Source organism: Arthrobacter sp. C2, assembly GCA_024207135.1.
GTDB lineage: Bacteria > Actinomycetota > Actinomycetes > Actinomycetales > Micrococcaceae > Paeniglutamicibacter.
The window spans coordinates 1,949,465-1,963,589 of the sequence record CP042428.1 but is presented as its reverse complement, the minus strand read 5'-3'; the positions used below and the strand labels follow the sequence as shown (position 1 = coordinate 1,963,589).

Below are 14,125 nucleotides of genomic sequence, written 5' to 3'. Positions count from 1 at the left end.
TCTTTTTCTCCCGTCAGGGCGGCGGTCCCTAGAACGGGTTGAGCAGCCGGTGCACAAACTGCTTGGTGCGCTCGTTCTGCGGGGTGCGCAGCACCACCTCGGGATGCCCGCGCTCGACGACCACGCCCTGGTCCATGAATACGATCTCATCGGCGACCTCCCGGGCGAAGGCCAGCTCGTGGGTCACCAGCACCATGGTCCAGCCCTCGTCGGCGAGTTCCTTGATCACCCTGAGCACGTCTCCCACCAGTTCCGGGTCCAGGGCCGAGGTCGGCTCGTCGAAGAGCAGCAGCGACGGCTTCAGCGCCAGCGCCCGGACAATGCCGACGCGCTGCTGCTGGCCTCCGGAGAGCTGGTGCGGATACTGGTCGCGCTTCTCGGCCAGCCCGACCCGGGCCAGCAGGGACTCGGCCTCGGCGACCACCTCGACGCGTTTGCGGCGCTGGACCTGGAGGGGGCCCTCGATGACATTTTCCAGCACCGTCATGTGCGGGAAGAGGTTGTAGTTCTGGAACACCATGGCGCTGCGGGTGCGCAGCACCTGCGCCTGCTTCTGCGTGGTGCCCGGGGCGAAGGCCACCGCCGGTCCGCCGTCGAAGGCCACCTCGCCGCCGTCGGGGATCTCCAACCCGTTGAGGCAGCGCAGCACCGTGGTCTTGCCGGAACCGGACGGTCCGATCAATGCCAGGACCTGCCCCTTGCCGATCAACAGGTCAATGGACTTGAGCACCTGGTGCTCGCCGAAGCTCTTTTGCAGGTCGGTGGCCCTCAGCAGGGGCCGGGCGTTGCCGGGGTCAGTGTGCGACATAGCGGTCAAACCTTCTTTCCAGTCGGGTCTGGCCCGAGGAAAGCACCAGGCAGAACACCCAGTACACCAGGGCTGCCTCGATGTAGACGAGCATGAATTCCTGGCTGAAAGCGGCGATTTCCTGGGCGCGGCGGAACAGCTCGGTGAATGTGATCAGCGAGGCCAGGGAGGTGTCCTTGACCAGGGAAATGAATGTGTTTGACAGCGGCGGGACGGAAACCCTGGCCGCCTGCGGCAAGATCAGCCGGCGCAGCGTGGTGGTGCGCGACATGCCAATGGTGTAGCCGGCCTCCCACTGCCCCTTGGGGACCGAAAGGATGGCCGCCCGGATCACCTCCGCCGCATAGCCGCCGACGTTCATCGAGAAGGCAATGATGGCGCTTGGCCACGGGCTCAGGGTCACGCCGATGGAGGGCAGCCCGTAGAAGATGACGAAGAGCTGCACCAGCAACGGGGTGCCGCGGATCACCGAGATGTACGCCCGGGCGATGAAGGACACCACCGGGTTTCGGCTCAGCCGCATCAGCGCCATGACCAGCGCAATCGCCAGGCCGATGGCAAAGCTTGCCAGCGACAGCGGAATGGTGCCGCTCAGCCCGCCCAGCACTATGGGCCAGAGGGAATCGCCGATAAGTTCCCAATTGATGTCCATGGGCAGGGCTCCTTCGCACGGTGGAATCGCGGGCCGCCGGGCTGCAGTCCGCGATGCTGCAGGAAACTACTTGGTGACGTCGGCCCCGAAGTACTTATCGGAGATCGTGGACAGGGTCCCGTCACTCGAGAGCTCTTCGAGCGCCTTGTCCACGGCCTTGACCAGGTCCTCGCTGCCCTGCCGGAAGGCCATGGCGCTGAGGGACTTCTCGGCGGTCTCTGCGGCGATCTTGATGCCGTCGTCCTGCTTGGTTTTCTGCGAATCCAGGTAGGTGAGCTTGTCATTGATGGTGGCATCGACGCGGCCCTGCTTCAGCAAGGTGATGGCCTGGGCCCAGCCCTCGACGGCCTCGATATTCGCCCCGGAGTCCTTGGCCAGCTGCTGCCAGTTGCTGGTCAGGGACTGGGCGGTGGTCTTGCCCTTCAAATCCGCGAAGGAGGAAATGTCGGTATTGCCGGACTTGGTCACGATGACCCCGGTGCTCACGGTATAGGGCTTGGAAAACTCGTACTTGGCCTCGCGCTCCGGGGTGATGGAGACCTGGTTGGCGATCACGTCGGAGCGCCCGGCTTCCAGTCCGGCAAAGATCGCATCCCACTGGGTTTCCTCGAACTGCGGCTTCACGCCCAGCTTCTGGGCCACGGCGGTGACGACGTCCACGTCGAAGCCGGTCAGCGCGCCGGTCCCTCCCTCGTGGAAGGAGAACGGCTTGTAGGTTCCCTCGGTGCCGATCTTCAGCACCCCGGCATCCTGGACCTGCTTGAGCGTCAGGCCGGTCGCGGTGCCGCTGGCGGAAGGGGACCCGGAAGGATCGGTGGAGCCGCTGCACCCGGTGACCGACACGGCGAGCAATGCGGCGGTGGCCAGGGCGATGATGTGGCGCTTCATGGGAAACGGTCCTTTCGGTCACGGTCGTCCACCCGCCGCCCGGCAGCTGCCGCCGTCGCGAATCGAGGCGGGCACCGGATGCCGAACAAGTGAACCTTGATCAGACGCTAACACGGAGGTGGGAATCGCATAAGCCCTTTGTTCCGAAGTGCGTCGCCATGTCGCGTTCCGGCCCGCAACCCGGTGCCAATCCGGGAAGAAGCTCAGGTCAGCAACAGGGGAACGAGCATCATGGCCGGGACCGCGACGATGGTGGTGAGCAGGACGGTGTCCTTGGCCAGGACGATGCCGCGCTCGTAGCGCGAGGCGGTGACGAAGATGTTCTGGGCCGTGGGAAGTGCGGCCATGATGACCGCGACAAACACGGCGTGGGGATCCAGGCGGAACACCCACACGGCCAGCGCCCAGGCGACCACGGGCTGGAACACCAGCTTCATGCCGGTGGCCACCAGGGTGTCGGCCCTCCGGCCGCCGGAGGCCTCGAGGGGCTTGGAACCCACCAGCGAAATGCCGAAGGCGATGAGCATAGCCGGGATCGAGGCCCCGGCGATCAGCTCGATGGGGTCGGCCAGCGGCTGGGGGAGCCTGATGTCGAACAACGCACACGCCAGGCCCGCCAACGATCCGACGATCATCGGGTTTTTCAGGGTCTGGACCAGCATGGAAAACACCGTGGTGCGGTGCCTCGAGGTGCTGGCATCCAGGATGGCCAGGCACACGGGGGAGTAGAGGGCCAGCTGCCACAGGATCACCGGCGCCGCATGGGCCATGTCGCCCAGGACGTACAGGGCAATGGGCAACCCCAGGTTGGCCGAGTTCACGGTGGAAGCACTCATGGCGCCGATGGTCGACTCGGTCAAATCCCGGCGCAGCCACCAGCGGGTCACCAGCACGAAGGCAATGGCGGTGGCCAGGGAGGAAAGCGCGGCAACACCCAGGAACGGGCCAAGCACCGAGGCGGGGTTGGAGTCGGCCAGGGTGGTGAACAGCAGGGCCGGGCTGGCGACGAAGAAGGTCAGCCGGTTGAGCACGTAGCGGGCGTTCTCTCCCAGCACGCCGGTCCGCCCGACGAAATACCCCACGGCGATGACGGTCCAGACCACGGCAAAACCAGAGAGTACTCCGCTCATGAGGTTTAAGGGCCTGCTTCCCGCTGTTGGTGGCCCCGCGCTGCGCGAAGGCCTTAACGACGTGGGACCCGGCCGCCGGCCGGGTCCCACATGCTTGCGAGCGGGCGACGGGAATCGAACCCGCGTGTCCAGCTTGGGAAGCTGGCGCTCTACCATTGAGCTACGCCCGCAGTGCTCCGGGAAGCCTAATGGCCGCCCGGGCAGAAAACAGCATATCCCAAGGTGGGGTGCGAAAACCTAATCGGCGATCCCGGGCGCGTCAAAAAGCGGTGTCCGGCTCCGGTGCGGCCTTGGACAGGAACGGACGGGACAGAGGCTCGGCCAGGCGGGCCGCCACGGGGCCGAGGACCGCCAGCAGCAGCACATAGGCGGTTGCGAGCGCTGCCAGCTCGCCGGTGACCGCCCCGGAAGCGACGGCCAAGCCGGCAATGACAATGGAGAACTCGCCGCGGGCAATCAAGGCCAGGCCGGCGCGGATGCGCCCGGGGACCCCGATGCCGGCGCGTCTGGCGGCCCAGACACCGGTGGCGACCTTCGTCAGCGAGGTGACAACGGCCAGCAGGACCGCCATCGGCAGCACTGCGGGAATGGTGGTCGGATCGGTGTTCAGCCCGAAGACCACGAAGAACATCGCGGCAAACAGGTCACGCAGCGGCTCGAGGATCTTGGTCGCCGAGTGCGCGGTGGACCCGGAAATCGCGATGCCGAGCATGAAGGCGCCGACCGCGGCGGACACCTGCAGCGCCGAGGCGAGGCCTGCGACCAGCAGTGCGGCGCCGATCAGCTTGAGCAGGAAGTTTTCGCGGTCCGAGGAGTGGATCAGCCGGGAGATCTGCGGGCCGAAGCGCAGTGCCGCCAACAAGACCAGGGTGATGGTGCCCAGCGCGATGCCGACCGCACGCAGGCCGCCCAGGAAGCTGAGCCCGGCCAGTGTGGCGGTGAGCACCGGCAGGTAGATGGCCATGGCCAGGTCCTCGAGCACCAGGATGGAGAGCACCACCGGTGTTTCCCGGTTGCCCAGCCTGCCCAGGTCCGAAAGGACCTTGGCGATGATGCCGGAGGAGGAGACATAGGTGACTCCGCCCAGGACCAGTGCCCCGGGAAAGCCCCAGCCCATGAGCAGGGCCAGTCCGGCGCCCGGGGTGAAATTCAGCACCAGGTCCACGATCCCGGCGAGCCAGGCCCCCTTTAAGCCGGTGACAAGTTCGCGGGCGGTGTATTCCAGGCCCAGCATCAGCAGGAGCAGGATCACCCCGATTTCGCTGGCGATCTCCCCGAACTCGGAAATGCCCGCCAGGTTGACCATGCCGCCGCTGCCAAAGAGCAGCCCGCCCAGCAGGTACAACGGAACGGGGGACATGCCGACCCTGGCGGCCAGCCTCCCCAACAACCCAAGCCCCAAGAAAACGGCGCCAAGCTCAACCAAGATCAGCGCGGTGCCGTCCATGTCCCGTGCACCTCTCCCTTAGCCGTCGTTGATCAGGTGCGCTGCGTTTTCCAACCCTGCAGAGGTTCCGACGATGACCAGCACGTCCCCGGCATTGAGCTCGAACCCGGGGCTGGGGGAGGGGAAGACGCTGCCGCTGCGTGAGATCGCGACGACCGAGACGCCCGTGCGGGTGCGCAGGTGGGTGTCCCCGAGGGTCTGGTTCACGTACGGGCTTTCGTGGCTGAGCACGAATTGCTGCGTGTTGACCCCGGGCAAGTCTCGGTGCTGGTCCGACAGCTGGGTGACCAGTTGCGGTGCACCGAGCATGGCGCCGATGGCCCCGGCCTCTTCGGTGCTCAGCGGTATGGCCGCGGCGCAGGCGTCGGGGTCCTCGCGCTGGGAAATGATCAGCTGCATGGTTCCGTCACGCAGGATCACCACGCCCACCCGGCGCCCGGACGCGAGGGTTATTTCGCGACGGACGCCCAGGCCGGGCAGCGACGTATCTTCAAAATTCATGATCCCACTCTAGACCTCGCGGCGGGCCGTGGCCCGTGATTCCGGCCACCCATGCAGGCGGGATGAACCGTGGGCCTACTTCGAGGGGTTTTTCAGGCTTCCGTCGAGGTTGAATTCCTGGCGGATGGTCTTCACCCCGGCGGCGTCGATCTCCAGGCAGAGCTCGTGGCCCGGGTTGATGACCAGCCCGGTGTCTTGCAGCGAGCGGATGATGGTGCCGCCCAGCAGCTGCACCCCGTAGGGTGCGACGTCGATGTAGGCACCCGGGATCCGGGCCAGGTGGGTGAACAGGGCGATGACGGGTTCGCCGGCGGCGTTCTGCAGCAGCATCGGTTGCGCGTTGGTGGTTTCGCCGGAGACCTCCTCACGGCTGAGGAAATACACTTCCGAGTTCATGAAGCTGGCGATGACCTGTCCGTTTAGCGCCGGATCATTCTGGGCGGCGCGGATCATCATCTCCAGGTGGGTGGCCGGCTCGTTGCCGACGGTCTTCGGTTCAACGCCCAAGGCCGCCTGGATGTCCTCGGCGTTGGTGCTGGTCTTGGCTTGCTCGTTCTCTTCGCTCATGCCCCCAAGCATGTCGACTAAGCGACCGGCGGCGCAACCCGATGTCTGGTTGAAGGGCCAACCGTTCTAGAGTGGAGGGACAAAATTGTTTCTGTTGCAAGGAAGCCTGATGCCCGAATTCCAGTACGAAGACCTCCTGCCCATCGGGGCGGACGAGACCACCTACCGCCAGATTTCCACCGAAGGCGTACGCACCATCGAGGGTCCGGGCGGCCGGACATACCTCGAGGTCGACCCCGAGGCGCTTGAACTGCTGGCCTCCACCGCACTGCACGACATCTCGCACTACCTGCGCCCGGCGCACCTTCAGCAGCTGCGCAACATCCTCGATGACGAGGAAGCCAGCCCGAACGACAAGTTCGTCGCCCTGGACCTGTTGAAGAACGCCAACATCGCCGCCGGCGGCATCCTGCCGATGTGCCAGGACACCGGAACGGCCATCGTCATGGGCAAGCGCGGTTCGCAGGTGCTGACCCAGGGCCCGGACGAGAAGGACCTGTCCAAGGGCATCTACAACGCCTACACCACGCTGAACCTGCGCTACTCGCAGCTGGCCCCGCTGACCACCTGGGAAGAAAAGTCCACGGGCAACAACCTGCCGGCGCAGATCGAGCTGTACGCGGACACCACCCCGGGGCACGAGAACCAGTACAAGTTCCTCTTCATGGCCAAGGGCGGCGGCTCGGCGAACAAGTCCTTCCTGTACCAGGAGACCAAGGCCATCCTGAACCCGAACGCGATGCTGCGCTTCCTTGATGAGAAGCTGCGCTCGCTGGGCACCGCCGCGTGCCCGCCGTACCACCTGTCCATTGTCATCGGCGGCACCTCCGCCGAATTCGCGCTGAAGACCGCCAAATACGGTTCGGCCAAGTACCTGGACAACCTGCCGACCACCGGCGCGATGACCGGCCGCGGCTTCCGCGACACCGAGCTGGAGGAGCAGGTGCTGGAGCTGACCCGCAACTTCGGCATCGGCGCCCAGTTCGGCGGCAAGTACTTCTGCCACGACGTGCGCGTGGTGCGCCTGCCGCGCCACGGTGCCTCGCTGCCGGTCGCCATTGCCGTCTCGTGCTCGGCCGACCGCCAGATGCTGGCCAAGATCACCCCCGAGGGCGTGTTCGTGGAGCAGCTGGAAACCGATCCGGCGCGCTTCATGCCGGAGTCCGACCACCCGGCGATCGCCGCCCACGACTCGGAGACCGACGGGGTCACCGGCACCGGCGGCTCCTCGGTGGTGAAGATCGACCTGAACCAGCCGATGGAGCAGATCCTGGCCGAGCTGACCAAGCACCCGGTCAAGACCCGCCTGTCGCTGTCCGGGCCGCTGGTGGTGGCCCGAGATATCGCGCACGCCAAGATCAAGGAACGCCTGGACGCCGGCGAGGACATGCCGGCGTACCTCAAGGACCACCCGGTCTACTATGCGGGGCCGGCCAAGACCCCCGAAGGCATGGCCTCGGGTTCCTTCGGCCCGACCACCGCCGGTCGCATGGACTCCTACGTCGAGCAGTTCCAGGCCGCCGGCGGCTCGATGGTGATGCTGGCCAAGGGCAACCGCTCCAAGGCGGTCACCGACGCGTGCAACACCCACGGCGGCTTCTACCTGGGCTCCATCGGCGGCCCGGCCGCCCGCCTGGCCCTGGATTGCATCAAGAAGGTCGAGGTTCTCGAGTACGAGGAGCTCGGCATGGAAGCGATCTGGAAGATCGAGGTCGAGGACTTCCCGGCGTTCATCGTGGTCGACGACAAGGGCAACGACTTCTTCTCCGAGTCCTCCAAGCCGACCTTCACGGGCCTGCCGATCCGCACCAAGTAGGCATCACGCAGCGGAGCCTCCAAGGTTTCCACGGCACCCAAGTGGGGGTTGCGGGCAGTCCTGCCCGCACCCCCACCGGTGTCTTGCATCCGGTGGCGGCCCCGGGCCCGCGCAGCTTTTGGGGCATCAGCCCCGGACGGTGAGCACGATCAGCAGCACGTTCAGCGACACCAGCAGCACGGAAACCAGGATCCCGGCCCCGGTCGTGAACCAGCGGTTGGCGTGTGCGCCCATGACGGCCTTGCGGGCCGTGAGGTTCACCAGCGGGATCAGCGCGAAGGGGATGCCGAAGGACAGGGCAACCTGGCTGATGATCAGCGCGAAGGTCGGCTCCACTCCGGAGGCCAGCAGGGCCAGGGCCGGGGCGAGGGTGATCAGGCGGCGGGCCAACAGGGAAATGCGCCGGTGCAGCAGCCCCGCCATGATCTCGGCCCCGGCGTAGGCGCCCACCGCGGTGGAGGCCAGGCCGGAGGCCAGCAGGCCCACGGCGAAGAGCGTGGCGACCACGGGGCCCAGGGCAACCTCGAGGGCGGCGTGGGCCCCCTCGAGGGATTCGGTGCCCTCGACCCCGGCCAGGTTCACCGCGGCCAGCAGCAGCATCGCGACGTTGACGGACCCGGCGATGAGCATGGCGATCGAGACGTCCCAGCGCGTGGCCTTCAGCAGCCGGGGGATGGAGCGGAGCAGCGGCTTGGAGCCGAAGCGGTCCCGTGCCAGCGAGGAGTGGGCATAGATCGCGTGCGGCATGATCGTGGCGCCGAGGATGGACACGGCCAGCAGCACCGAGTTGGTGTCGGCGAAGCGGGGAACCAGCCCGCTGGCCAATCCGGCCGCCTCGGGCGGTGCGATGAACACCCCGGCGCAGAATCCCACGGCAATGACCAGCAGCAGGCCGATCACGATGCGTTCAAAGACCCAGGGTCCGCGGCGGGACTGGACCAGCAGAAGCCCCATGGAGATGACCCCGGTGATCAGGCCCCCGGCCAGCAACGGCAGGTCGAAGAGCAGGTAGAGGGCCACGGCCCCGCCGATGACCTCGGCGACATCGGTGGCCATGGCGACGGCCTCGGCCTGGAGCCAGTAGGCGATCCGGCCCGCCCGGCTGCCGAAGCGTTCGCGCAACACCTCGGGCAGCGACTTTCCGGTCACCACTCCGAGCTTCGCCGAGAGGTACTGCACCAGCCAGGCCATGAGGTTGCCGCTGAGCACCACCCACACCAGCAGGTACCCGTATTGCGCCCCGGCGCTCATGTTGGCCGCGACGTTGCCCGGGTCCAGGTAGGCGACCCCGGCGACCAGGGCCGGGCCCAGCAGCCAGAGCAGGCGGCGGGTCGCCGGCAGGTTCGTGCCGGGGGTTGTGGATTGCCCTGTTGCTACCGGGGCCTCGGGGGTGTCTTTCGCCATGGCTAAAGAATAGCCCGCTTTAGGCATGGCTAAAACACCTGGGTGGTTGGCGTGGGCACGGCCTTGGCGGCCGATTCACCCGGCGAACCATCGCCGGGAGGGAACGGGAAAGCCCCGCGGAAGCCAGGTGGCTTGCTAGCGGGCGAAGTCGTAGCCGATTGACCAGTCGCGGTACGGCGGCAGGAACCGCAGCACCAGCAGGGACTCGCGCTGCTGCTTGATCTCTGCGGCCGTCAGCGGCTTGACCTTGGACGCCTTGACCAGGGCCGCGTGGAATGCCTCGAAGGTGCCGGCCTTGGATTTTGCCATGGCCTTGGCCTGGTCCACGCCGATGTAGCGCAGGTGCCACGGCTCGTACTTGTATCCGGTCACCGTTTCGCCGTCGGCCGGGTAGCGGACGATGAAGCCGAAGTCCGCGGCATTGGCGGCCAGCCACTTCCCGCCGGCGGTGTCGCCGAAGCAGGCCTTGAGGTTGCAGTATCCGCTGGACAGGCCGATGTCCGCGGCCAGCCCGATCTGGTGTTCGCTGGTTCCGGCCGGTGCCGACAACCGTGTGGCGTATTCGGTCCCGTACCGGGCCTTGTACCCGTTGAACAAGGACAACTGGCGGTCATAGGAGCGGTACGCGCTGAGCACGGCCAGCGACTGGGAATCCTTGCGTGCCGCCTTGAGCAGGGACTCCAAGGCGGTGGCGGCATCCTTGCGCAGTTCGTGCCCGCTGCCGGCGACGTCGCGCAGGTCCTTGGGCTTGTAGTTCGCCGGATCCAGGGGATGGTCCCGGCTCACCAGCGCCAGGTAGGAACCCTGGTCCTTGGTCAGTTCCTCGGTTGTCGGCGGTTTCGGCTGCTTTTCCGCATGCACCTGCGCCGCAGCGGGTGCCGCGGGCGCGGCCTGTGCGGCGAGGGGGGCTGCCAGCACCAGGCTGGCGCCCAGCAACAGGGCGGGAATGCCGGCACGAAACAAAGACACGATGTCCCTTCGGGGAATGAAGCAAGATGGATCCCCTTCAGGATAACCGCTGGTCCCGTGGTTAGCCCATGCCGGAGGGCCCGTAGCGCCCGCCCCGGGACCCGAAGCGGCACGGGCCGGGCGGCTCGACGAGGTCACCAATGCCCGGTCCACGTGCCCAATGGGATATTTTGGGTACTGTGCTGATTTCTGATGGTGATATTCGACGCGAGCTGGCCTCCGAACGTATTAAGCTCGACCCCTTCGACCCGGCGATGGTCCAGCCGGCGAGCGTGGATGTGAGGCTCGATCGGTTCTTCCGGCTTTTCGACAACCACAAGTACGCCCACATAGACCCGGCAGCGGACCAGCCGGAGCTGACGCGCCTGGTGGAAGTCGCTCCCGACGAGGCATTCATCCTGCACCCCGGAGAATTCGTGCTGGGCTCGACGTACGAAACCGTCACCCTGCCCACCGACATCGCCGCCCGGCTGGAGGGCAAGAGCTCGCTGGGGCGCCTGGGCCTGTTGACCCACTCCACCGCCGGATTCATCGACCCGGGGTTCTCCGGGCACGTGACCCTGGAACTGTCGAACATGGCGACCCTGCCCATCAAGCTGTGGCCGGGATCGAAGATCGGGCAGCTGTGCTTCTTCAAGCTCTCTTCCCCGGCCGAGCACCCCTACGGGTCCGGTGCCTACGGAAACCGCTACCAGGGCCAGCGCGGACCCACCGCATCGCGCAGCCACCTGAACTTCCACCGCACGACGCTGGAAAGCTAGCCACAACCACCTGGCGTTCGTGTGCGTGCGCAGGTCCGGGGAACCGGGCCTGCGCACCAGCTTAAGCGCCCGGCGGGGCCGCACATCCCTACAGCTGCAACTTCATGCCATCGTGGCTCGCCGTGAATCCGAGGCCCGCATAGAAGCGGTGCGCGTCGGCGCGGCTCTTGTCCGTCGTCAGCTGCACCAACGAGCAACCCTGGGACCGCGCGTACCCGATACACCACTGAAGGAATTTCTTCCCCACCCCGCGCCCGCGGTAGTCCGCCCGGATGCGCACCGCCTCGATCTGCGCGCGCCAGGCCCCGCGGCGGGACAAGCCCGGGATGAGAGAGAGCTGAAGCATCGCGATGACCTGCCCCGCATGCTCGCACACCAGCAATCGGTGCGCCGGGTCCCGCTCGATGGCCTCGAATGCCGCCAGGTACGGCCCCGAATCGTCCCCGGGCGCATCCCGTGTTGCGCCCAGTTGGTCATCGGCCAGCATCGACAGGAGCGCGGGCAGGTCGGCCCGCGCCGCATCGCGAACCGCGACCTCCAGCCCGGGGACCTCCAAGCGGGCCAGGGGCTTCACCGGCCGTGCCTTCCGTGGTCGCGTCCGATCAGCCCCATGGAGGCGACCAGCTCGCGTTCCTCCTCGAGCTCCCTGACCGAGGACGCGATCCGCGCACGGACCTCGGCTCCCGGCTCCAGGCCCTGCTCGATCTGCCAGGCGCCGTCGCGCGAGTGCACGGGAAAGGAACTGACCAGGCCCCGGGGCACGCCGTAGGATCCGTCCGAGACCACCCCTGCAGACGTCCACGAATCGGCGGTTCCCGAGACCCAGTCCCGGACGTGGTCGATGGCTGCGGCCGCGGCCGAGGCGGCGGAGGAGGAACCTCGCACGGCAATGATCTCCGCCCCGCGCTTGGCCACCCGGGGAATGAATCTCTCCGCCAACCAGGACTCGAGGCTGCAGCTGCCGCCCAGGGCCTGCGTCAGCGCCTCGGGCAGCGGGCGGCGCGTGCCGTCGGGGCCCTGGACCCAGCCGTGGGAGATGTCCGGGACCTGGGTGGCCGAGTGGTTGCCCCAGATGGTCACGTTGCCGATTCCCGCCACGGGGACATCCAGGGTGCGGGCCACGAGCGCCAGGGCCCGGTTGTGGTCCAGGCGGGTCATGGCGGTGAAGCGTTCGGGGGGCACATCCGGCGCATGGGCCGCGGCGATCAATGCATTGGTGTTGGCGGGGTTCCCCACCACCAGGACGCGCACATCCGCAGCCGCATGGGCGTTGATGGCTGCACCCTGCGGGCCGAAGATCGCACCGTTGGCGGCCAGCAGGTCCCCGCGTTCCATCCCGGCCCCGCGCGGCCGGGAACCGACCAGCAGGGCCACGTTGGCACCGTCGAAGCCGCGGGAGGGATCGCTTGTCACTTCCACCGATGCCAGCGAGCCGAACGCACAGTCCTGCAATTCCAGGGCGCTGCCCTCGGCCGACTTCATGCCGGCAGGGATTTCCAGCAGCTGCAACCTCACCGGGGTGTCGGGTCCGAACATGGCCCCGGAGGCGATGCGGAACAGCAGCGCGTAGCCGATCTGCCCTCCGGCTCCGGTCACGGCAACGGTCACGGGTGTTGGTGTGCTCATGGCTAAATGCAACCACCAATGACGGGCAAAAGCCACGGCCCGCCAGACAGGCTAGGCGGACGTGCGCGGGCCGCGAACCGGGATCAGCAGCAGCAGCCCCAGGAGCAGCACCACCAGGATGCCCAGGATGCCGTAGCGCTGGGCCTCGGCCACATGCGGGGCGGCCACGGCGATGGAGGCCGCGAAGAGGGCCGGGGCCAGGAAGCTGACGGCACGGCCCGTGGTGGCGTAGAGCCCGAACAGCTCGCCCTCCTGCCCGGCCGGGGCCAGCCGGGCCAGGAAGGCTCGGCTGGAGGCCTGGGCGGGACCGACGAACAGGCACAGCAGCAACCCGAAGATCCAGAAGCCCGAGGCGTCGGGGGAGAAGAACACGCCCAGGCCCGCAACGAGCAACCCGAGCAGGGAGATGACGATGACCCGCTTGGGACCGATCCTGTCATCGAGCATGCCGCCGACCATGGCCCCGGCCGCGGCCACCACGTTGCCGACGATGGCGAAGATGATCACCTGCTGCAGCGGGAAGCCGAAGGTGCCCGCGGCGATGATCCCGCCGAAGGTGAACACCGCCGCCAGCCCGTCGCGGAAGACCGCACTGGCGAACAGGAAATAGACCGTGTGGCGATCCGCGCGGGCCAGCGCCACGACGCGGCGCCACAATTCCTGGTAGGACTGCACGATGGTGAAGCGCGGCCCCCCGGGATCCCCGGGGATCTCGGGCACCGCAAAGAGCACCGGCAGGCCGAAGCCCACGAACCACACGGCGGAGAACACCGCGACCAGGCGCAGGTTCAGCGAGTTGGTTTCCGAGGCCCCGGCCCAGTCGAAGAGCGGGGTCACCAGGGTGAACAGCACGATCGCCAGGGCCAGGATGCCACCGAGGTAGCCCATGCCCCAGCCGAATCCGGAGACCTTGCCGATGGTGGACGGGGTGGAAATCTGCGGCAGCATCGCGTTGTAGTTCACCGCGGCGAACTCCGCGAAGACCGAGGCCGCGGCAATCAGGGTCACCCCGAGGACCAGGAAGCGCGGCTCGGGGAAAACGAAGAAGCAGGCGGCCGTGAGAAGGGCCACGATCACGGTGTTCACACCCAGCCAGAAACGCCTCCGGCCCCCGGCATCCGAACGCAGCCCGGTGACCGGGGCCAGCAGCGCGATGGCCACCCCGGCGATGGCCAGGCCGTTGCCCAGGACCACCGAATTGGCGTCCTTGTTGCCGAAAAGGTCGCTGGTCAGATACACGGTGAAGACGAAAGTTGTCATCACCGCGTTGATCGCGGCGGAACCCCAATCCCAGGATGCCCATGCCAAGACGGGTTTGGTGATTATTTTCCGCCGGTCGGTCGATGCCGAGGGTGCCACAGGGAACTCGCTCATGGGTGCATCGTAACTCGCCGAAACAAACAACGGGGGAAGACCGGCAAATTTCGTGCTCGCGCCGCAGAAATTTTCTTTGCAATTCGGATCTTAAACAATCCGGAAACGCGTATTATTCCTCAAAACTTCATCGGCTGAATCCCGTGCCAAAGAGCTGTTCGACACCATCCGGCTGATATCCT

14 protein-coding genes and 1 tRNA gene are annotated in these 14,125 nt (G+C 66.9%); 2 read left to right on the top strand and 13 right to left on the bottom strand.

Annotation, left to right across the window (positions count from 1 at the left end; genetic code table 11):
• Positions 1-28 precede the first annotated feature (28 nt).
• The 8 genes from FPY90_RS09230 to FPY90_RS09195 form a co-directional block, all read right to left on the bottom strand.
• The gene (locus FPY90_RS09230) at positions 29-808 is read right to left on the bottom strand and encodes an amino acid ABC transporter ATP-binding protein (RefSeq protein WP_071212685.1); all 780 of its coding nucleotides are present in this window, start codon (positions 806-808) and stop codon (positions 29-31) included.
• A complete protein-coding gene (locus tag FPY90_RS09225) occupies positions 795-1,460 on the bottom strand; it encodes an amino acid ABC transporter permease (protein WP_175475352.1) in 666 nt (221 codons plus the stop codon). The genes FPY90_RS09230 and FPY90_RS09225 overlap by 14 nt, the downstream gene beginning before the upstream one ends.
• Positions 1,461-1,526: 66 nt before the next feature.
• The gene (locus FPY90_RS09220) at positions 1,527-2,348 is read right to left on the bottom strand and encodes an amino acid ABC transporter substrate-binding protein (protein WP_071212686.1); all 822 of its coding nucleotides are present in this window, start codon (positions 2,346-2,348) and stop codon (positions 1,527-1,529) included.
• 203 nt (positions 2,349-2,551) lie between these two features.
• Entirely contained in the window at positions 2,552-3,478 is a 927-nt protein-coding gene (locus tag FPY90_RS09215; protein ID WP_071212687.1) for an AEC family transporter, read from the bottom strand.
• Between the two features lie 99 nt (positions 3,479-3,577).
• Positions 3,578-3,648, bottom strand: a tRNA-Gly gene (locus tag FPY90_RS09210).
• An 89-nt stretch (positions 3,649-3,737) separates the two neighbouring features.
• Positions 3,738-4,925, bottom strand: coding sequence for a cation:proton antiporter (locus tag FPY90_RS09205; protein ID WP_071212688.1), 1,188 nt, complete (start codon positions 4,923-4,925; stop codon positions 3,738-3,740).
• Positions 4,926-4,943: 18 nt separating this feature from the next.
• Positions 4,944-5,426: a cation:proton antiporter regulatory subunit gene (locus FPY90_RS09200; protein ID WP_071212689.1), complete on the bottom strand. Its 483-nt coding sequence runs from the start codon at positions 5,424-5,426 to the stop codon at positions 4,944-4,946.
• Between the two features lie 75 nt (positions 5,427-5,501).
• Positions 5,502-5,993 (bottom strand): SseB family protein, encoded by a 492-nt coding sequence (locus FPY90_RS09195; RefSeq protein WP_071212690.1) that lies wholly within the window; start codon positions 5,991-5,993, stop codon positions 5,502-5,504.
• Positions 5,994-6,102: 109 nt separating this feature from the next.
• On the opposite strand from FPY90_RS09195, the gene FPY90_RS09190 reads away from it, so the two are divergent.
• Entirely contained in the window at positions 6,103-7,809 is a 1,707-nt protein-coding gene (locus FPY90_RS09190) for a fumarate hydratase (protein ID WP_071212691.1), read from the top strand.
• Between the two features lie 126 nt (positions 7,810-7,935).
• Here FPY90_RS09190 and FPY90_RS09185 read toward each other — a convergent pair whose 3' ends face one another.
• Both FPY90_RS09185 and FPY90_RS09180 read right to left on the bottom strand, forming a co-directional pair.
• Complete coding sequence (locus FPY90_RS09185) at positions 7,936-9,213, bottom strand: Nramp family divalent metal transporter (protein ID WP_071212692.1); 1,278 nt, start codon at positions 9,211-9,213, stop codon at positions 7,936-7,938.
• 135 nt (positions 9,214-9,348) lie between these two features.
• Entirely contained in the window at positions 9,349-10,182 is an 834-nt protein-coding gene (locus tag FPY90_RS09180) for a M15 family metallopeptidase (RefSeq protein WP_175475353.1), read from the bottom strand.
• A 179-nt stretch (positions 10,183-10,361) separates the two neighbouring features.
• Between FPY90_RS09180 and dcd the strand changes: the two genes are divergently transcribed.
• Complete coding sequence (gene dcd, locus FPY90_RS09175) at positions 10,362-10,943, top strand: dCTP deaminase (protein WP_071212694.1); 582 nt, start codon at positions 10,362-10,364, stop codon at positions 10,941-10,943.
• 88 nt (positions 10,944-11,031) lie between these two features.
• Here the strand turns inward: dcd and FPY90_RS09170 are convergent, their stop codons facing one another.
• From FPY90_RS09170 to FPY90_RS09160, 3 genes are all read right to left on the bottom strand, one after another.
• Positions 11,032-11,430, bottom strand: coding sequence for a GNAT family N-acetyltransferase (locus tag FPY90_RS09170; protein WP_071213203.1), 399 nt, complete (start codon positions 11,428-11,430; stop codon positions 11,032-11,034).
• Between the two features lie 83 nt (positions 11,431-11,513).
• Positions 11,514-12,569 (bottom strand): malate dehydrogenase, encoded by a 1,056-nt coding sequence (locus FPY90_RS09165; RefSeq protein ID WP_498685145.1) that lies wholly within the window; start codon positions 12,567-12,569, stop codon positions 11,514-11,516.
• 51 nt (positions 12,570-12,620) lie between these two features.
• Complete coding sequence (locus FPY90_RS09160; RefSeq protein WP_498685143.1) at positions 12,621-13,943, bottom strand: MFS transporter; 1,323 nt, start codon at positions 13,941-13,943, stop codon at positions 12,621-12,623.
• Positions 13,944-14,125: the final 182 nt, after the last annotated feature.

What these genes read in the sequence shown, in the direction of transcription:
- FPY90_RS09230 (WP_071212685.1), bottom strand. Translation starts at nt 808, where the DNA reads ATGTCGCACACTGACCCCGGCAACGCCCGGCCCCTGCTGAGGGCCACC.
- FPY90_RS09225 (WP_175475352.1), bottom strand. Translation starts at nt 1,460, where the DNA reads ATGGACATCAATTGGGAACTTATCGGCGATTCCCTCTGGCCCATAGTG.
- FPY90_RS09220 (WP_071212686.1), bottom strand. Translation starts at nt 2,348, where the DNA reads ATGAAGCGCCACATCATCGCCCTGGCCACCGCCGCATTGCTCGCCGTG.
- FPY90_RS09215 (WP_071212687.1), bottom strand. Translation starts at nt 3,478, where the DNA reads ATGAGCGGAGTACTCTCTGGTTTTGCCGTGGTCTGGACCGTCATCGCC.
- FPY90_RS09205 (WP_071212688.1), bottom strand. Translation starts at nt 4,925, where the DNA reads ATGGACGGCACCGCGCTGATCTTGGTTGAGCTTGGCGCCGTTTTCTTG.
- FPY90_RS09200 (WP_071212689.1), bottom strand. Translation starts at nt 5,426, where the DNA reads ATGAATTTTGAAGATACGTCGCTGCCCGGCCTGGGCGTCCGTCGCGAA.
- FPY90_RS09195 (WP_071212690.1), bottom strand. Translation starts at nt 5,993, where the DNA reads ATGAGCGAAGAGAACGAGCAAGCCAAGACCAGCACCAACGCCGAGGAC.
- FPY90_RS09190 (WP_071212691.1), top strand. Translation starts at nt 6,103, where the DNA reads ATGCCCGAATTCCAGTACGAAGACCTCCTGCCCATCGGGGCGGACGAG.
- FPY90_RS09185 (WP_071212692.1), bottom strand. Translation starts at nt 9,213, where the DNA reads ATGGCGAAAGACACCCCCGAGGCCCCGGTAGCAACAGGGCAATCCACA.
- FPY90_RS09170 (WP_071213203.1), bottom strand. Translation starts at nt 11,430, where the DNA reads ATGCTGGCCGATGACCAACTGGGCGCAACACGGGATGCGCCCGGGGAC.
- FPY90_RS09165 (WP_498685145.1), bottom strand. Translation starts at nt 12,569, where the DNA reads ATGAGCACACCAACACCCGTGACCGTTGCCGTGACCGGAGCCGGAGGG.
- FPY90_RS09160 (WP_498685143.1), bottom strand. Translation starts at nt 13,943, where the DNA reads ATGAGCGAGTTCCCTGTGGCACCCTCGGCATCGACCGACCGGCGGAAA.